Annotated in this window: 12 protein-coding genes; 4 read left to right on the top strand and 8 right to left on the bottom strand. The window is 59.8% G+C overall.

Annotation, left to right across the window (positions count from 1 at the left end; translation table 11 throughout):
- Positions 1 to 66: 66 nt before the first annotated feature.
- Positions 67 to 1446, bottom strand: coding sequence for a glycoside hydrolase family 2 TIM barrel-domain containing protein (locus MWH26_RS07740; protein ID WP_247976749.1), 1380 nt, complete (start codon positions 1444 to 1446; stop codon positions 67 to 69).
- Between the two features lie 208 nt (positions 1447 to 1654).
- On the opposite strand from MWH26_RS07740, the gene MWH26_RS07735 reads away from it, so the two are divergent.
- Positions 1655 to 4120 (top strand): glycosyltransferase, encoded by a 2466-nt coding sequence (locus MWH26_RS07735; protein WP_247976748.1) that lies wholly within the window; start codon positions 1655 to 1657, stop codon positions 4118 to 4120.
- 120 nt (positions 4121 to 4240) lie between these two features.
- Here MWH26_RS07735 and MWH26_RS07730 read toward each other — a convergent pair whose 3' ends face one another.
- Positions 4241 to 5170, bottom strand: coding sequence for a polysaccharide deacetylase family protein (locus MWH26_RS07730; RefSeq protein ID WP_244696021.1), 930 nt, complete (start codon positions 5168 to 5170; stop codon positions 4241 to 4243).
- Positions 5171 to 5296: 126 nt separating this feature from the next.
- Between MWH26_RS07730 and dapA the strand changes: the two genes are divergently transcribed.
- Complete coding sequence (gene dapA / locus MWH26_RS07725; RefSeq protein ID WP_247976747.1) at positions 5297 to 6166, top strand: 4-hydroxy-tetrahydrodipicolinate synthase; 870 nt, start codon at positions 5297 to 5299, stop codon at positions 6164 to 6166.
- Positions 6167 to 6233: 67 nt separating this feature from the next.
- On the opposite strand, the gene MWH26_RS07720 is transcribed toward dapA, so the two are convergent.
- From MWH26_RS07720 to MWH26_RS07710, 3 genes are all read right to left on the bottom strand, one after another.
- Positions 6234 to 6767 carry a hypothetical protein gene (locus MWH26_RS07720; protein WP_247976746.1) on the bottom strand — a complete coding sequence of 178 codons (534 nt, stop codon included), beginning with the start codon at positions 6765 to 6767 and terminating at the stop codon, positions 6234 to 6236.
- Between the two features lie 246 nt (positions 6768 to 7013).
- Positions 7014 to 7751 carry a (Fe-S)-binding protein gene (locus tag MWH26_RS07715; protein WP_244696018.1) on the bottom strand — a complete coding sequence of 246 codons (738 nt, stop codon included), beginning with the start codon at positions 7749 to 7751 and terminating at the stop codon, positions 7014 to 7016.
- 103 nt (positions 7752 to 7854) lie between these two features.
- A complete protein-coding gene (locus tag MWH26_RS07710) occupies positions 7855 to 8709 on the bottom strand; it encodes a hydroxymethylglutaryl-CoA lyase (protein ID WP_247976745.1) in 855 nt (284 codons plus the stop codon).
- Between the two features lie 336 nt (positions 8710 to 9045).
- Between MWH26_RS07710 and MWH26_RS07705 the strand changes: the two genes are divergently transcribed.
- The gene (locus MWH26_RS07705; protein WP_247976744.1) at positions 9046 to 10374 is read left to right on the top strand and encodes a M23 family metallopeptidase; all 1329 of its coding nucleotides are present in this window, start codon (positions 9046 to 9048) and stop codon (positions 10372 to 10374) included.
- A 193-nt stretch (positions 10375 to 10567) separates the two neighbouring features.
- Here MWH26_RS07705 and MWH26_RS07700 read toward each other — a convergent pair whose 3' ends face one another.
- The 3 genes from MWH26_RS07700 to MWH26_RS07690 all read right to left on the bottom strand — a co-directional run bounded on the left by MWH26_RS07700 (position 10568) and on the right by MWH26_RS07690 (position 13933).
- The gene (locus MWH26_RS07700; RefSeq protein ID WP_244696015.1) at positions 10568 to 11170 is read right to left on the bottom strand and encodes a hypothetical protein; all 603 of its coding nucleotides are present in this window, start codon (positions 11168 to 11170) and stop codon (positions 10568 to 10570) included.
- A gap of 292 nt (positions 11171 to 11462) precedes the next feature.
- Complete coding sequence (locus MWH26_RS07695) at positions 11463 to 12185, bottom strand: hypothetical protein (RefSeq protein WP_247976743.1); 723 nt, start codon at positions 12183 to 12185, stop codon at positions 11463 to 11465.
- Complete coding sequence (locus tag MWH26_RS07690; protein WP_247976742.1) at positions 12182 to 13933, bottom strand: S8 family serine peptidase; 1752 nt, start codon at positions 13931 to 13933, stop codon at positions 12182 to 12184. The genes MWH26_RS07695 and MWH26_RS07690 overlap by 4 nt, the downstream gene beginning before the upstream one ends.
- Before the next feature lie 203 nt (positions 13934 to 14136).
- Between MWH26_RS07690 and MWH26_RS07685 the strand changes: the two genes are divergently transcribed.
- Positions 14137 to 14934: an OmpA/MotB family protein gene (locus MWH26_RS07685; RefSeq protein ID WP_247976741.1), complete on the top strand. Its 798-nt coding sequence runs from the start codon at positions 14137 to 14139 to the stop codon at positions 14932 to 14934.
- The last annotated feature ends 126 nt before the right edge of the window (positions 14935 to 15060 follow it).

The following is a 15060-nucleotide window of genomic DNA, read 5'->3' as shown; positions in this document are numbered from 1 at the left end:
ACTACCGATCCAACCAACATTCGTAAAGCCAGTATCTACCGATTTGTGTAAAAGGCGTTCCAGTGCTTACTGGAACGCCTTTTTTCTGAAGCTGCCTTGGGGCTCCTTGGCCCTGTCGGCGGCCGTGAGCTGGCCCACGAAAAAGGGGTAGCTATGGGTGGCAACGCTGCCGTGCCCATCGTTGGCCATTACCAGCAGCCGGTAGGGGCCCTTTTTGCGCGGGGCCTGCAGCAGCACCCTCTCTCCCTGAGCCTGCTGGATGATGTTCGGTAGTGGCTCGGGGGCCGTCCGGTCCTGGGGCAGCACGAAGTTTTCATCCACTTCCGGCACCACCTGCCAGGTAAAGCGCAGTGAGTCGGCTTCGGGGTCCGTGGCTTCTACGCTGGCTTGGTAAGTAGCACCAGGCCGCAGCAGCACATTGCGCTCAGGAGGGAGGCCACCTAGCCGCAAGCGGGTCAGGCGCGGCGCTTTGTTGGCAACCTGCTTTCCCGTCCAGAGGTAGTGCACCATATCTACCACGGCGGTCTTCTCTCCCTTGTCGGTAAAAAGGCTAAACCACATGGCCGTCTGTTCGAAGCGTTGCCCCCAATAGAGTACGTAGGAACCCAAACACCGCCTGGGTTGGCCCGTAACGCTTTTTTCGAAGCGGGTGCGCATGAACTCCGCCTTGGTATTGCTGCTCTGGTCTAGCGGGGCGCGCCAGGTAGTGCGGGGGGCTTCCCACCAGCCCCGGGCTCCGTACTCACCTACGATGTAGGGCCCGGCCCAGCCATCCTGCACCAGCCGGGAGTCCAACTCGCCCAGGCCACCGAAAATGTTGACTGTCAGCACATCCAGGTCGGGGCAGAAGCGCTCCACGGCCGATACCATGTTGAAGTTGCTGGTCAGGGTAGTTGTTACGGGGTGGTGCGGGTCAAGCTCGTGAATCATGCGAGCTACCTCGTTCAGAGCCTGAAACGCCCGCGGGTTGTTAGTGTGGTTGTCCAGCTCATTGCCCACGTTCCACATCAGCAGCGCCGGATGATGGCGGAAACGCAGCACCTGCTCCCGGATTTCCGCTTGCTGCCGCGCCACTGCCTTTCGGTCGAAGTAGTCGAAATCCTCGTACTCGGGCTTCATCCACAACCCCAGCATCACGGTGAGGCCCTGCTGCTGGGCTTTGTCTAAAATGGCATCGGCGTAATTGGTGGTGTAAAGCCGCAGGGAATTTCCGCCGAGGGCCTGCACCCGCTCCAGCTGCTGCAGCCCCGCCACTCCCTTAATCGTGTAGGGCTTGCCGCCGCGCAGTAGCTGGTAGCCGTCCTTGGTTTTCACCACCTGCACGGGCACCACACCCGGGGCCACAGGCTGCTGCTCGGGGTGTGTACCAGCCGAGTGGCACCCACTAAAAAGCCAGGTACTCAGGCAAATAATCAACCAGAAAGAAACAAAGGAGCGCACCGGCATGAGAAGAGGGAAAAAGCGACGAAGCAATATTGTATATTAATTATAAATAATTAAATTTTTTACCAGTATAAACTCGTATACTTGACTTTATTTTACAAGAATTACTTGAATTCATTATACGCGTTATCTTCTCTTTGCTTTCCTCCGTTTATCTGCTTTTCTCTGCTCTTACCTCGCTCTTTCCCCCTCACTGTCAGTCAGTCGCGCCATGACTTTCTATGAAGAAACGCTTACCCCTGAACCAGCCCTGGCTCCACCTCCTCCCCTTAAAGTACCTTCCACGGCAACTTCTATAGGCTCCGTCCTGGCCAAGCAGGTAGGCCAGATGCGGATACTGGTCGTTGTTGGCGTCTTACTGACGGGACATTTCCTGTGGTGGTTTGCTGACTCCGACCACATTGGCTACGCGCCGTTGTTTTGGTTGCTGAGCGTGTCGCTGGGCTTCAAGCTGCTGCGCATGCTGCACGAGTGGTACCACTACGTGGGCGTGAGCGAGCCCGTGGCCCCGGCCGGCCCGGCCCCGGCCTACACGGTGGACGTGCTCACGACCTTCTGCCCGGGCGAGCCCTACGCCATGATGGACCAGACGCTGCGGGCCATGCAGGCCATCACCTACCCCCACACCAGCTACCTCTGCGACGAGGCCGACGACCCCTATCTGCGCCAGCTCTGCCAGCAGCTGGGCATCGTGCACGTCACGCGCCGGCACAAGGTCGATGCCAAGGCCGGCAACATCAACCACGCCCTGCAGCAGGCCACGGGCCAGCTGTGCGTGGTGCTGGACCCGGACCACGTGCCGGCCCCCGACTTTCTGGACCAGGTCGTGCCCTACTTTGCCTGCCCCACCGTGGGCTACGTGCAGGTGGTGCAGGCCTACGGCAACCAGGACGAGAGCCTGGTGGCGCGCGGGGCGGCCGAGCAGACCTACCACTTTTACGGGCCCCTGATGATGGGCATGCACGCCTACAACACGGCCCAGGCCATCGGGGCCAACTGCACCTTCCGCCGCGCCGCCCTGGACTCGATTGGCGGCCACGCCGCGGGCCTGACCGAGGACATGCACACGGCCCTGCGCCTGCACGCGCAGGGCTGGCAGTCGGTGTACGTGCCGCGCATCCTGAGCCGGGGGCTGGTGCCCTCCACGCTGGGGGCCTTCTATGCCCAGCAGCTGAAGTGGGCCCGCGGGGCCTTTGAGCTGCTGCTGACGGTCTACCCGCGCCTATTCCGGCGCCTGAGCGGGCGCCAGAAGCTGCACTACGCGACCCTGCCCCTGTACTTTCTCTCCGGCCTGGTCACGCTCATTGATATTGCCGTCCCTATTGCCTCCTTGCTGCTAGTGGAGTTTCCCTGGCACTTGTCGTTGTTGGAATTTGCCCTGCACCTGACTCCGGTGCTGATGATGTCCCTGCTGATTCGCTACAACGCGCAACGCTGGCTGCGGGAGCCGCACGAAGCAGGTCTGCACCTAGTGGGCGGGCTGCTGCGCACCAGCACCTGGTGGATCTATTGCCTGGGTTTCGTGTACACGCTGCTGCGGGTGCGGGTGCCCTACATCCCGACTCCTAAAGAAGGCCACGGCCGCAACGAGTGGCTGCTTAGCTTGCCCAACCTAGTGCTAGCTGGTATCTGCGTAGCCGCCGCCCGCTACGGCCACTACCTCACCCAGACGCCCTACGCCCTGCTGATGATGGCGCTGGCCCTTACCAATGCCGCCCTGCTGTTCGCCTCTGTGCTGATGGCCCAGCACGAGCTGCTTAAGCGCCTTCGGCAGCTGGCTACATCCGCCCGCCCCCTGCGGTGGTTGCTGCGCCAGGCGGAGAATTTCCTGGAAAATCAGGTGGGCCCCCGGTTGCCGCGGCTACGGACTGCCGCCGTGTTCGTCGCCTTTTTTGTATTTACGACTCACTCCCTGATTAGCTTGGGAATAAGCCTGTGGCTGGGCCGAAATACACCCTCCGACGCCCTCATTTGGGCGCATACCGGCGTAGGTGGCGTACGAATCGGGCAGGCGGCTACCCCGCCAATGTCTCCTATGTGGACCGCTTCCGTTACGTCCGGAACTAAAGTGGCGCCGGCCGTAGTGGAGTTGCAATTGCCGCCCGCGCTAGGGCCTCACGTAACTTCCGCTACGTTGGCAGCCCTGGACCAGCAGGGCAGCACTCCTCTGCTGAGCTGGGAAGTGATGGGTAGCCGTTTTCAGGCCGATGCTTGGCAACGCAGCGTAGCCACTATCCGGGAGCGAAATAAACCTGTACTGCTGCGGCCCCTGCTGCGGGCTAGCACGCCGGCTGCTTACCGCAAAGCCTGGCGGGAGCTGGTTACCCGGTTTCGGGCGGCCGGCGACACCAGTGCCGCCTGGGTCTGGACTCCCCCTCGTCCCGATTCGGTAGCTGCCTATTTCCCAGGCGCCGCTTACACCGACTGGGTTGCCGCCGACTACCTTTCCTCGCAAGTGATTACACCAACGCAAGCAACTGAGCAGTACCAAGCCCTGCGGCTGCAGCTGGCCCAGCGGGCGGAGCTAAACAGCAAGCCCATTTTACTTCTCATACCCAGCCGGCCCGGCCAGCCCTTACCCAGTCAAGCCCAGCGCCTTACCCACACCTACCCAGAGGTCAAGGCAGTGGTATTTGGTCAGCCCCAACCCAAACACGCAGAAGTAGCCGAGAGGTAGGCCCGCCGCCAGTGGGTTGCTGCCTGCATCGTACCCGATTAATGCTGGGTTATCTTTTCAACAATAAAAAGCCCCGGCAGAGCCTATCTGCCGGGGCTTTTTATTGTAAAAACGGCGTGCTTAGAAGCTCTGCACCATGCTGTTATGCAGGGTACGGGGGCTCCAGTACCCACTAGCAATAATGCGGCGGATGGTATAGAGCGGGTCCTGCTGGTCGCGCTTTTCAGCCAGAATAAAGGCCGCATCCATGCCGCGCTTCTTCAGCTCCGGAATAGCCTCGGGGCGCCACAGGCCGAAGGGGTAGGCGAAGTAGTTGATTTTCTTGCCCGTAATTTCCTCCAGTTGCTTGGTGGGCTTTTCAATCTGAGTTACCCAATCCTCGCCGGCGTACTTTTTCACGTTATGATGGTCCCAGGTGTGGGAACCGATGACGTTGCCCTCGTCGGAAAGCTGCTTCACCTGGGCTTTGCTCATGTAGTTGGGGCGCCCCAGGCTCACGGTCATAATAAAGTACACTGCCTTGAAGCCGTACTTGTCCAGCGTGGGCCGGGCCACCGTGAACTGGTCGAGGTCGGTATCGTCGAAGGTCAGCATCACGGGCTTGCTGGGTAGCGGGGCGCCGGTGGTGAGGTAGGCGTAGAGTTGGTCGGGCAGAATGGTGTGGTAGCCGGAATCGGCCAGCATCTTAATCTGGGCCTTGAACTGCTCTACCGGCACGATGTAGTCCTTGGCACCTTTGGAGTCGCGGGGGCGCCAATCCCGAATCTGGTGGTAGCACAGGATGGGCACCTGGGGCCGAGCCGTGATGGTAGCGGCATCGGCACGCTTGCCGGCCGGAATGGTAGCCGGACTGCCCGTGTTGCCGGTGTTGGCAGCGGTAGCGGTGCCCGCCGTGGTAATGGTGGCCGTTTCAGCCGAGTCGGCGGCAATGGCAGTGGAGCTGGCGGCCGTTTCGGCGGCGGTAGCGTTTTTGGCGTCGTTGCAGGCAGGCAGCGCGCCGAGGCTGGCCAAAGAAGCCGCAGCCAGCAGCGGGTAATTCGTGAATTTCATGAAGAAAGATAACGCGACCGGCGAAGGAGGTAGCCGTACTTTTAGAGGAAACGGGCCGACCTTCGCCGCCGGCATTGTACCTTCGCCGCGGGTCTTCCCATTACAAATCAACCGCTAATTTCCCGCATGGACAAACTACGTGGCACTGGCGTAGCCCTCGTTACTCCGTTCACCCCCACTCCTGAGCGCGCCGTAGATTACGCCGCCCTGCGTCGTCTCGCCGACTTCACCATTGAAGGCGGCGTGGAATACTTGGTTATCAACGGCACCACCGCCGAATCGGCCACCCTAACCACCGCAGAAAAAGCCGAAGTGCTGCGCGCAGTGCGCGAGCAGGTAGCCGACCGAGTTCCGCTGGTGTACGGCATCGGGGGCAACGACACGGCCGCTACCGTCCGCACCATCCAGCAAACCGACTTGACGGGCATTTCGGCCCTGCTTTCGGCTTCTCCTTACTACAACAAGCCCAGCCAGCGCGGCATCATTGCGCATTACCAGCTGCTAGCCGATGCCTCCCCGGTGCCCGTGCTACTCTACAACGTGCCCGGCCGCACCAGCTCCAACATGACGGCCGCTACTACCCTGGAGCTGGCCAAGCATCCCAACATCATCGGCATCAAGGAAGCCAGCGGCAACTTGGAGCAGTGCATTGCCATTGCTGCCGCCAAACCTGCTGATTTTCTGCTGATTTCGGGGGATGATATGATGACCACGTCGCTGATCAGCTTCGGGGCCGTGGGCATTATCTCGGTGCTGGCCAATGCCTTCCCGCGCCGCTTCTCTGACATGACCCGGCACGCTCTCAGCGGCAACTTTCAGGCAGCTAGCGAACTGCTCTTCGGTTTCGTGGAGCTAAATCCGCTGATGTACGAGGAAAGTAACCCCGTGGGCGTGAAAGCCGCCCTGGCCGCCCAAGGCCTCTGCGCCGACGCCGTGCGCTTACCACTGGTGGAAGGCTCCGAAAACCTGAAGCAGCGGATTGGACAGTTGGTATAACTTCAACCCACACCATAAAAGAGTGCGCCTCTTCACGTGAAAAGGCGCACTCTTTTATGTACGCATCCTACTGCTTGCCGAAGTACGTTGTCGCGTCGAATTCATTCACGACACCAACGGAAAGCAGCTGAAACCGCAACCGCCCGCCGTCGATATTTACGTAGTCGAGCTCCACAAACCCGTATTGCGGATGAAACAGCAATGACAGCGTGGCCTGCCCTGCTGAGCACCGGGCCACGGCGGTTACTTGCTGGCACTCGAGTTTGCCCAAAGGGGTAGCAACACGTTGCTGGCCTACCGATTTGTAATGGGTTTTCACTTGCATCTGGCCCTGCCACACTGCCCAGGCCGGGTTCGACCAATAAGAGCCAACGCTCAGTTCCCAATCCCACTCTTGTCCAGGCTTGAATGGCAGCCGTATTTCGGGAAACGGACTAAGTTCTAGAATAGCATACTCGCCGTAACGCGGCGGATGAATCCAGACGCCACGTGGGCTTTCAGCCACGCCAGTACCGCTTCTCATTTCGTCGGTTCTGCTTCCCCACCCAATTGCTTTTTGGGTGGAATCTGCCTCCCAGATTCGGCCCGTTGAGGTCAGCACAACGGTATCGGTGGGTACTAGCTGCTGCCCATCAGAGCGGCTGACCAGATACGTGAATTCCTTGTTTTGCGTGAAGATTTCTGCCGGTATTGCCCCTGGTAGCTGGCGCTCTATTCGCCCGCACGCTACAACTGATAATGCTACGAGCCATACCTCCGAAACTGTACCTATTAACGCACGCATTACATATAGTATTTACCATCCCCACAATCCGTGGAATTAGATGAATCCGTCTACATCCGTGATTCACCACCCACTAGCCAGTACATCCGCTACGTGCAGGGTTTTGAGGGGCTTTTTCTCGCGGCGGATGTAGGCATCGAGGTGCATGAGGCAGCTCGTGTCGGTGCTGATGAGGTAGTCGGCGCCAGTGGCCAGGGCGTGCTCTACCTTTTGTTCGGCCATGGCAACAGAAATGGCTTCGAACTTCACAGCGAAGGTGCCGCCAAAGCCGCAGCAGGTTTCGGTTTCGGCCATTTCTAGCCGTTCCAGGCCCGAAATGGCGTCGAGGAGCTGGCGCGGAGCTTCCCGGATGCCGCACTCGCGCAGGGCCGAACAGGAGTCGTGGTAGGTGTACTTGCCCGTGAGTTGGGCTTTGGGAATGGAAGTGACGCCTAGCACGTCCACCAGAAATTCAGTCAGCTCGAAGGCTCGGCGCTGCACCCCGTGGTAGCGGCCGGAGTCAGAGGTGCCTTCAAACAAATCGGCGTAGGTATTGCGCACCATGCCTATGCAGGAAGCCGAGGGACTCACAATGTAACGCTCCTGCTGAGTCGGGAAGTCGTCGAGGAATTTGCGGGCTACGTCGCAGCTTTGCTCCTTGTAGCCAGCGTTATAGGCCGGTTGCCCGCAACAGGTTTGGTTGGCGTTGTAGTGCACCTGGCAGCCCACCGATTCCAAAACCTTTACCATGTTCATGGCGGTAGCAGGAAATAGCTGGTCTACAAAGCAAGGAATGAACAGGTCGACTTGAGGGGCTGGCATAAGGCTGAGGGGGAAATGTCATTCCGAATGCGGAAAGGAATCTGGGTTCTTCATGGGTGCTCAACCCAGATTCTTCACTCCGTTCGGAATGACAAAGTACGGTTTAATGCCCCATAAAAATGCGCTGATTTAATTGCATTGCGGCTGGCAATGCTTCCAGCCGCAGGTTTGGCTCGGCGCCTACCTCGCGGGCAAACTCCAGCAAATGCTCAGTGGGCATGTTGCCGGTGAGCTGGTCGGCGGCCATGGGGCAGCCGCCATAGCCGCCCAGGGCCCCGTCAAAGTGGCGGCAGCCGGCCTCGTAGGCGGCCTGCACTTTTTCGCGCCAGGTGTCGGGGGTAGTGTGCAGGTGGGCGCCAAAGCGAATCTGCGGGAAAGCAGCCGTCAGCTCCCGGAAGGCCGGACCGATGGTAGTCGGCGTAGACACCCCAATGGTATCAGATAAAGCCACAATACCTACCTGCAGGTCGGCCAGCTTCTGCGTGAATTCGCCCAGCACGGCCGGGCTCCAGGCGTCGCCGTAGGGGTTGCCAAAGCCCATGCTCAAGTACACTACCTGCTCCTGCCCGGTGCGGGCGCACAGCTCCTGCATGCGGGCTACATCGTCGAGGGCTTCGGCTATGCTTTTGTTGGTATTACGCTGCTGAAAGGTCTCAGACACCGACAGCGGAAAGCCAATAAACCGAATCTGAGGGTACTGGGCGGCCGTTTCTGCCCCGCGAAGGTTGGCGACAATGGCCAGCAGATGGGTAGCTGAGTGGCTCAGGTCCAGAGCTTCCAGCACCTCGGCCGTATCAGCCAGCTGCGGAATGGCTTTCGGCGACACGAAAGAGCCGAAATCCAGCGTATCGAACCCCACTCGCAACAGGGCATTGAGGTAGGCAATCTTATCGGTCGTGGGAATGAATGTCGACCAGCCCTGCATGGCGTCGCGGGGGCACTCAGTGAGGTGGAGCATGGGAAGGTGGGGTGGTGAAGGTGCGAAGTTGTGAAATTGTGAGATAGGTAGTGGTGAGGTGGCGAGTTTGTAAGCTAGTGAATGAGTGAAGTGCGTCATGGCGGGGGCACCAAAGCCATCCGTCCTCTTTTCGTGATAAGCCTGATAAAGTGATAAGTGCCTGACATATGATGGCGTTATGGCCTTGTCACGTTTCAAAGGGTAGCACGTTGGTCAGGAAGGATAGCGGCGTGCCTCCTCACCAGGATACCTCCCTCACCAGTACACCGCCGCGAACTACTAGCACGAGTCTGGGGTTTATCCAATTAGCTCTTCCTACCGATCCAACCTCGTTCAATGCTGCTTCGCTTTCGAGCCTTACCGGCCGTTTTATTCGTCCTATTTCTTACCGCTTGCAGTCAAAGCCAGACCCTGCAAGGCATCTTCCAAAAATCAACTCCCCACGAAGCCTACGCCCGCAAGCTGAAACAGGCAGGCCTGGCCGAAACAGCTCTGGGCCGCGACTGGCTGCGGGCCGCCGACCAGGCCCTGCGCGACTCGCTGGTGGTGAAGCTGCCGTTCCAGGAAAGCGGCTTTTTCCCCGCCGACCGGGCCGTTGCCACGGGTCTGCGCTACCCCGTCCGGACTGGCGAAACCATTCACATCAGCTTGACTCTGGCCCCGGGTACGCAGGCGCCTAAGGTCTTCGTGGATGCCTATGAGCTCAGCCCCGACCGCCGCACGCCCCGCTACCTAGCTTCTGCCGACACCACGGACCTTTCTTTTCGCTACGTGGCCGAAGCTGACCGTCAGCATATCTTGCGGGTGCAGCCCGAGCTGCTGCGCGGCGGACGTTACACGTTGCGTATTCGGCGCGAACCTAGCCTAAGCTTTCCAGTGAAGGGCAAGAACGACGTGGCGGTGGGTTCCTTCTGGGGTGTGCCGCGCGATGGCGGCGCCCGTCGCCACGAGGGCATTGATATTTTTGCCAAGCGCGGCACGCCGGCCGTGGCCTCGGCACACGGCTACATTACACGCGTAAACGAAACGACTCTGGGGGGCCGAGTAGTCTGGCTAGCCGACACCGACCACGGCCAGCACCTCTACTACGCCCACTTGGATAAGCAGCTAGTGCAGCCCGGCCAGCAAGTAAAGCCCGGCGACACGCTGGGGCTGGTGGGTAACACCGGCAATGCCCGCACCACCTCGCCGCACCTGCACTTTGGGGTGTACCGCAACGGAGCCGTTGATCCGTTCCCCTTTGTGCGCCGGGCCGATGCGCTGGCGCCAGCACCCAAAGTGCTTCCCGCTCGGTTAGGCCAGTGGGTGCGAGCCAGGGAAACGCGCCTGACGCTCCGCCGCACGCCGGCCACCACGGGTGTAACGGCGGCCACGGCCTCGCGCCCCACGCCGCTGCTGGTACTAGGGGCCACGGCCGAATGGCTGCGCGTACAACTGCCGGCGGGCGGCACAGGCTTCGTACCGGCCAAAGCCGTGCTCACGGCAACTCCGTTGCGGCGCGAAAACCTGACTGCCGCCGCTGACTTACGCGCCCTACCCTCCACTAGCGCCCTGATGATTGCCGCCCTGCCGGCCCAAACGGCCGTGGCCGTACTAGGCGAGTTCGGTGGGTTCCGGCTGGTGCGTCAGCCCGATGGGCGAACTGGCTGGCTGGCCGCCTCCTAGCCCACGCCGCAAGGTGTACGGCTTATGTAAGGCTCGGCACTCAGAAACTGGTTAACTTGATTGGTAACTTTATTCAGTGTTGACCCACCAAGTGCTATGTCTTGGTTGACTCCGTAGTTTGAGTAGAACCGCACTAAAAAGCCGCCGGATATGCTATCCGGCGGCTTTTTTAGTATCAACTATACAGGCAGACTTACTCGGCAATGACCACTGCGCGGCCTAGCTTTTTAGAGTAAGCCACGCGCCGCTCGCGACCATCGGCGGCGGGGTAGTCGAACCCAACGGCGCGGGCGTCTTCCTTTACCGAACTCCACGACTGCGCATCCACGTTCTCGGGTTGAGTAGCGGCGCGGGGCACGGCGGGCTGCACAAACCGATCTTCTTTGAAGAAGGCGTTCATACCCTGCAGAATGGCAATTTCTTTATCGCGCACGGTAGCGGCTTGGGGGTCGTCCAGGTCCCGCTCGTTAATCAGGGCTGAAGCTGGAATAATTTCCTTGCGCAGCGTGTCGCCGGTGCTGCTGATAATCATAAAGTAGGCTTGGGCGTTGGCAATTTTCGGCCCGCGCAGCTGCAGCACAAAGTTATCCTTGGTCCGGGGGTTGGAGAAGGCGTGGGCAGTGTTTACCGTGCGCAGCACCGTGCGCTCCGATACGCGGCCCCGGTTTCCTTCGGGAACGGGCGTAAACACGCGGTCAGCATTCTTGGACGTTCCTACCTCGCGTTCCGTGTTAATGCACGAAGCTAACTGGAGTAAAAACAAAGCCCCGGCGGTGGGGAGTAAAATCTTTTTCATGAAGGGAAAGTCAACCATCATCAATTCGGTACGGCAAATTACGAAACTACCGACAGCGCAGAACTAAAGCGGCTGATTTCGGTGAGGTTCCTGTCGGGGTGGGGTAGTGACAACATGTACCGCAAAAGCGGGTGGGAGGTTGTGCAGAAAGTACGGGAAAATTACAAGGAAAAAAGGCTCAACAGCAACCGGCTAAAATCCAGCCGCAATAATCGGGCTATATAGCTCAGCCCAGAGTAATTTCCTGCACGTTTGGGCTCACTCCTAGCCCACTTTATGCGCTGTAATAAGGCTAAAACAAGCCCAATTCCAGCCCCACTACCCACCGGGGCAGTTCCACATAAGCCGGATTAGCTTGGGCATTAAACGTGTCGGAGAGCCGGTAGCGGGCCGTGGCCACGTAGCGCCCGGAGCCTAAACGGGCCCCCACCCCAAAAGGCCAGCGCCGCACGTAGCGCAAGTCGCGCTCCACTACTACGGTGCGCTTGCCGCCCCCCGTGCCGGGCTGGTCTTCGTAGTGGTGCGAGGCACCCATGGCCCAGCCACCCCACCCGCTCACATCCAGATAGTTGCCAATGACGTTGCCGCGGCGGCCGTAGCTAAACCGCAGGTAGGGCTCCAGTTGCAGCTGCGAGAACACCAAGGACTCGGAATGGTGCACCGTGGAAGTCGGCAGTATTTTTTGGCTGTTTTGGCGCAGATGGTAGGCCAGGCGGGCATAACGCACATCGAAGCCGGTAGCTAGGGTTTGCGTAAGGCGGTATTTCTGCCGTACGCCCACAAAAAACTCAGCTGATTTAAACGGACGCAGATCGGCCCCCGGCCCGGCCGGCGCACCCACCACGGGAGCATAACCTATAAAGAGGTGGCGGTAGAAAGCCCGGTTGGGGCCATACCAGGCGCGGACCGTGTCGGTGGCCGGGTCGGCCCGCAGTACCACCCGCTGGGCCCGGGCCTGCTGAGCCTGCCCCCACAGCAGCAAACTCAGGCCGGCCGGCAATAATAGGTGCTTCATGGGGCGAGGTAGGTTTGGGTGTAACCCCGGTAATGCACCCGGGCGGCGTCGCCGGGGCGCAGCAGGCGCAGCGGAATGCGCAATACGGCGCGCTGCTTTACCTCCAGCACTTCGTAACGCCGCAGCTTTCCGCTACGGTCCAGTAGCTGCCAGTACACGTACTGAGGTGGCGTAGAAGGCACCAGCTCCTCGGCGGGAGGTGCCGCTTCCCGCGGCTGCTCCTTCCCTACCGGGGCAACGGCCGGTGCCCCCGCCGCCGTGGTGGCCTGCACAGAATCGGCGAACAGGGGTAGCGTGTGAGCCGGCACATACGCTGCTTCCGGCCGAATCAGCACGGCCAGCACCGAGTCCTGGCGCACCAGGTCAAACGAAGCTGAGGCGGGTGGCGGGGAAGACGGCGTCGTAAAAAAGGATGCCTGCGGCAGGCCGTAGCCGTGGGCGTAATCAAAGTACGGATACAAACTGGCTGACTGCTGAAGCTGGGCGAATAGCTGCATGGCCGTGAGGTTGCGCTGCTGCTGCCAGACGCAAGCGGCAAAGCCAGCCACCAACGGACTAGCAAAGGAAGTGCCTTCCGTGCGCACGTAGCCACCGGGAGCCGCCGCCACCACCACCCCAAACGCCGACACGTTGGGCTTGAGCCGCTGCCCCGGAGCCGGCCCGTAGCTGCTAAAATCCAGGTGCAAATAGGTATCAGGGTCGATGCCACCCACGGCCAGCACGGAGTCGCCATCGGCGGGTGTGCCCACGGTACGCCACTGCGGATCGTCGCCATCGTTACCGGCAGCATTCACCACCAGAATGCCCTTGCGAACGGCCAGCTCCGCAGCCCGGGCTACCAGACTGGTGCGGCCGTTCATTTGCTCAGGAAAGTAGCGCCGGGTGGTGTAGCCCAAGGAGGAGTTAATGATGTCGGCCCCGTTGCGGTCGGCCCATTCCGCGGCAGCCAGCCAGGCTTCCTCCTCGGCGTACTTTTCACGGTACATCTGCTCCGTGCGGGCCAGCAGAAACTCCGCGCCCTCCGCCAGGCCCAGACGGGTGCTGTCTGGAAGGCGGCCGGCAATGCACGAGAGCACCTCGGTGCCGTGGTTGCCACCCTGGTATACGGCAGGAGTGCGCCGCAAAAAGTCATAGGTGGCAACAATGGCACCGCGGCGGCGCAAGTGGGCAAAAGCCGGGTGCTGATCGGCCCCGTTAAACCCTACGTCGAAAATAGCAATCCGTACCCCACGGCCGTTGAGCCGGGCCCGCCGGAAGTCGACGGCTCCCAGGCTGGCCGCTTGGCGCCGGGCCAATGATCGGTCGGCGGAAGTAAGCGGCCCGCCTGCCTCGGCTGCACCAGTGGAGGTGCGGGCAGCCGGTAGCAGCGGATTTTCTGGCCAAGGAGTTACACTTAGAACGCCGGGCACGTGCCGCAGGGCCGCTGCCTGGGCGGCGGTTGCCCGGCACGCTACGGCATTAAACCAACGGCTCACTAGCGTTACCGTGTCGGTAGCGGCGCGCACGGCCGCCACGTAGTCGGGCCGAACGGGAAAGTCGGTACTGTCGGCGGGGGGTAGATGCTGACGCTGGCGGCGGGCCTGGGCGGCGGCGCTGAAGTAGGCGCGGGGCCGGAAATGCTGGCCGGCTTTGTCGCGGAAGCTCACCCAGTACCGGGTAGCAGGTGGCGTAGCGTGCACCGGGTTTTTCACGCCGGCAACCACGTTACCCACCAGCAGCAGCGCTATTAATTGAATACGAAAACGCAAACGAGAATTAGAATACTGACGAAACCATATAGCCTCCAAGGTACGATAAAGCGGGCCGCGAACGACACCGCAAGGCGAATTTCTGGTAGCGCTGCGGCTCTCCGTAACTCCCAACAGTTGGGTTCCGTTTCATGGCTACTTGCGTTGTCACTTCGTATTCCCGCGTCATGAAATATTTGTTTGCTTCTCCATTATTCGCAACAATGTGCAGTGCCACCCTTCTGGTGGGTGCAGTGGGCTGCGTTTCGCAGAAAAAATACACTGCGTTGCAAACGCAGTACACCGATGCCTCCCGCTCCCGCGACCAACTGCAGGCCGAGAAAAATGCGCTTCAGGAGGAAAAAGCGCGCAACGAAGAAGCTCTGCGGACCAGCCTTTTAACCAAGAATCAGCAGGTTAATCAGCTGAATGCCAGCCTAAGCGGGGCCCAACAAGAAAACTCGCAGCTGTCGGCTGATTTGCGCGGCAAAGAGCAGCGAATTGCCGATATGCAGCGCATTTTAGAGCAAAAAGATGCGGCAGTAAAAGCCCTACGTCAGAAAGTGGGCGACGCGCTGCTGGGCTTTAATTCACAAGATTTGCAGGTAAATGTGCGGAACGGTAAAGTGTATGTTTCGCTTTCGGAGCAATTACTTTTTAAATCTGGCTCCACCAAAGTCGACCCGAAAGGCCAGGAGGCATTAAGTAAATTGGCTACTGCTCTTAAAGGTAACCAAGATGTTAACGTGCTGGTGGAAGGCCACACCGATAATGTACCCATTGTAAAAGGGACGGCCGGTATGCGCGACAACTGGGACCTGAGTGTATTGCGGGCCACGGAAATCACGCGAATTTTAACGCAGGCGGGGTTACCTGCTTCCCAGGTTACCCCGTCGGGGCGGGCACAATACGTACCAGTAGCGCAAAACGACTCGCCTACCAATAAGGCGTTAAATCGTCGAACCGAAATTATTCTGACCCCGAAACTAGACGAGCTATTTCAGATTTTGGAGCAGAATTAAGTTTTATTGCGCGCTATAAATTGCTATCCGAGGGCTACCTATTCGTAGATGGCTCTCGGATTTTTCTTTGTCTGGTCGCTAAAATCTCTCTCTGAATCAGCGGCTTACAGTGATTTTATTTTAGAT

Origin of the sequence: Hymenobacter sublimis (assembly GCF_023101345.1) — a bacterium.
Lineage (GTDB): Bacteria > Bacteroidota > Bacteroidia > Cytophagales > Hymenobacteraceae > Hymenobacter > Hymenobacter sublimis.
This window is presented reverse-complemented; position numbering and strand designations above follow the sequence as displayed.

Coding starts and splice junctions, on each gene's coding strand:
- MWH26_RS07705 (WP_247976744.1), top strand. CDS start 9,046: ATGCTGCTTCGCTTTCGAGCCTTACCGGCCGTTTTATTCGTCCTATTT.
- MWH26_RS07730 (WP_244696021.1), bottom strand. CDS start 5,170: ATGAAATTCACGAATTACCCGCTGCTGGCTGCGGCTTCTTTGGCCAGC.
- MWH26_RS07710 (WP_247976745.1), bottom strand. CDS start 8,709: ATGCTCCACCTCACTGAGTGCCCCCGCGACGCCATGCAGGGCTGGTCG.
- dapA (WP_247976747.1), top strand. CDS start 5,297: ATGGACAAACTACGTGGCACTGGCGTAGCCCTCGTTACTCCGTTCACC.
- MWH26_RS07685 (WP_247976741.1), top strand. CDS start 14,137: ATGTGCAGTGCCACCCTTCTGGTGGGTGCAGTGGGCTGCGTTTCGCAG.
- MWH26_RS07700 (WP_244696015.1), bottom strand. CDS start 11,170: ATGAAAAAGATTTTACTCCCCACCGCCGGGGCTTTGTTTTTACTCCAG.
- MWH26_RS07740 (WP_247976749.1), bottom strand. CDS start 1,446: ATGCCGGTGCGCTCCTTTGTTTCTTTCTGGTTGATTATTTGCCTGAGT.
- MWH26_RS07695 (WP_247976743.1), bottom strand. CDS start 12,185: ATGAAGCACCTATTATTGCCGGCCGGCCTGAGTTTGCTGCTGTGGGGG.
- MWH26_RS07735 (WP_247976748.1), top strand. CDS start 1,655: ATGACTTTCTATGAAGAAACGCTTACCCCTGAACCAGCCCTGGCTCCA.
- MWH26_RS07715 (WP_244696018.1), bottom strand. CDS start 7,751: ATGCCAGCCCCTCAAGTCGACCTGTTCATTCCTTGCTTTGTAGACCAG.